Source organism: Neisseria sp. P0022.S010 (assembly GCF_051956635.1).
The window spans coordinates 1-2,649 of the sequence record NZ_JBQCXF010000421.1 but is presented as its reverse complement, the minus strand read 5'-3'; the positions used below and the strand labels follow the sequence as shown (position 1 = coordinate 2,649).

2 protein-coding genes are annotated in these 2,649 nt (G+C 51.9%); both read left to right on the top strand.

Annotated elements, in window-relative coordinates:
• Positions 1–167: 167 nt before the first annotated feature.
• Positions 168–413: a hypothetical protein gene (locus ACTHUT_RS17630; RefSeq protein WP_250600997.1), complete on the top strand. Its 246-nt coding sequence runs from the start codon at positions 168–170 to the stop codon at positions 411–413.
• Positions 414–471: 58 nt separating this feature from the next.
• Positions 472–2,649: DNA internalization-related competence protein ComEC/Rec2 (locus ACTHUT_RS17625; protein WP_440419230.1), on the top strand; the 2,178-nt coding region annotated here is incomplete at its 3' end.

Here is a 2,649-nt window from a genome sequence, read left to right as displayed (position 1 = left end):
GATGAGAGGGGAAATCTAATCAAAATTTATAAAAATAACATTGAGGTAAGAAAGCCGTAGCCCGCATGAAACCTTCAGTCCCGACGTAGGGTGTGTGCGGTACGCACGCACGCGTTTTCTGTTTTTTCAGACGACCTCACTATCTTCTTTGAGGTCGTCTGAACCATTTGTTCTTTAACAATCTCGTTTCCGAAGACGAACATTTCTACGTCAACCGCCTTACTTCCGTCACCTTCAACGGCAAGGAACTGGTGCGCTACGACTACGACGGCTATGGCGATTTGACCGCCGTTTACGGACGCGACGGCAAAAAACTGCGCGGTTTCGCCTACCGCAACCACATCATGGTCGAACACAGCCAGCCCGACGGACTGGTGTCCCGCATAAATTCTGCAATCAAATATTTGTCATAATCATCTAAAGGCATTTATTATTACATATCTAATAATCATAATTTAAGGGAAAACGTTCATGGCGTGGCGGTTTGTGTTGCCTGCTTGGGTGGTGGGGGTAGTGCTTTCGTTTGCGTTGCCGTTTGTACCTTCTTGGTGGGTTTGGTTGGCTGCAATAATAGTCTTACTTGCCTTGTGTCGAAGATTTGCTGTAGCTTGGTTGGTGCTGGCCGTCTGTGTAGGCATGGTGTTTGGAGTGTGGCGGACCGGGCTGGTTTTGGCTGGTCAATGGCCTGTGGGGGAGGCGGCGGCTAAAGTTTTGACGGTTGAAGTGGCGGATATGCCGCGTGATGATGGTCGGCGTGTGCAGTTTGCGGCAAGGGCTTGGGATGAACGTGGGCAGGAATTTGATTTGATGTTGTCGGATTATCAGCGGCGCGATTGGGCGGTAGGCAGCAGGTGGTCTGTATCGGCGCGGGTAAAGCCGGTGATCGGTGAAGTGAATGTGCGCGGTTTGAACCGTGAAACATGGGCTTTGGCTAATGGTATCGATGGCATGGGTACTTTGGGGCGCGACAGGAAAATCGTGCGGCAAGGTGGCGGTTTCGGTTTGGCTGATATGCGTGATGCGGTCAGCCGGAGTTGGCAGAGAACAGGGGGAAAATATCCTGAGTTTTCAGACGGCATAGGGCTGATGCGTGCTTTGAGTATTGGCGAGCAATCGGCGTTGAGGCCGCCTTTGTGGCAGGCATTCCGCCCTTTGGGACTGACGCACTTGGTCAGTATTTCGGGTTTGCATGTGACGATGGTGGCGGTATTGTTTGCTTGGCTGATTAAGCGAATTTTCCGTTATTTGCCGTGGATTCCGGCGAAACCGCGTGTGTGGGTATTGGCCGGCGGTGTTGCCGGTGCTTTACTTTATGCGCTTTTGGCCGGTTTTTCTGTGCCGACGCAACGCAGTGTGTTGATGTTGGCTGCGTTTGCATGGGCATGGTGGCGCGGCAGTGGCGGCTCGGGCTGGACGGCGTGGTGGCAGGCTTTGGCTGTCGTTTTGTTGTTGGACCCGTTGGTTGTATTGGGCGTGGGAACTTGGCTGTCTTTCGGTTTGGTTGCTGCTTTGATTTGGGCTTCATCAGGCCGTCTGAAAGAGTCGGGTTGGCGTTTGGCTGTACGGGGGCAATGGGCGGCAACTGTATTGTCGGTGGTATTGCTAGGCTATTTGTTTGCTTCGTTACCTTTGCTCAGTCCGTTGGTTAATGCGCTGGCTATTCCTTGGTTTTCTTGGGTGTTGACGCCGTTGGCTTTGCTGGGTTCGGTTTTCCCGTTTGAGCTTGTTCAGTTGGTAGCGGCATTTTTGGCGGAATATACTTTACGCGGTTTGGTATGGCTGGCTACGGTATCGCCTGAATTTGCTGTTGCAGCGGCGCCTGTACCTTTGCTTGTGTTGGCGATGATGGCGGCTTTGCTGTTATTGCTACCTAAAGGAATGGGCTTAAAACCTTGGGCATGTCTGGTTTTATTGGGTTTTGTGTTTTACCGTCCTGCCAAGCTGGAGGAGGGGGCGGCAAGGGTTACGGTGATGGATGCAGGGCAAGGTTTGTCGGTATTGGTGCAAACGCGTAACCGCAATCTTTTGTTTGATACGGGAACGGAGCAAGTGGCGCAAACAGGTATTGTGCCGAGTTTGAACGCTATGGGTGTGCGCCGTTTGGACAGCCTGATTTTGTCGCACCATGATATTGACCATGACGGTGGTTTTCAAAGTATAGCGGCTGTCGGTACCGATAAGTTGCTTGCCGGACAACCTGAGTTTTATCCGAATGCAGAGTTTTGCCAAGAAGACAAATGGCGATGGGACGGCGTAGATTTCGAGTTGCTCAGGCCGTCTGAAAATACGGGCAAGGAAGATAACGACCAAAGCTGCGTATTGCGTGTCGTGGAAAACGGCAAAGCCTTGTTGATAACCGGAGATTTGGGCGTGAAGGGCGAGGCCGGTTTGATTGAGAAATACGGCAATGCGCTGTATAGCCAAGTGTTGATATTGGGACATCACGGCAGCAGCACGGCTTCGTCAGGCAGCTTTTTGCATACGGTTTCGCCGCAATATGCCGTGGCATCCAGCGGCTATGCCAATGCCTACAAACATCCGACCATTGCCGTACAAAATCGTGTCCGTGCGCACGGCATTACTTTGTTGAGAACGGATTTGTCAGGCGCGTTGGTGTTTGCTTTGGGACAGGGCGATATATTTCAAGGC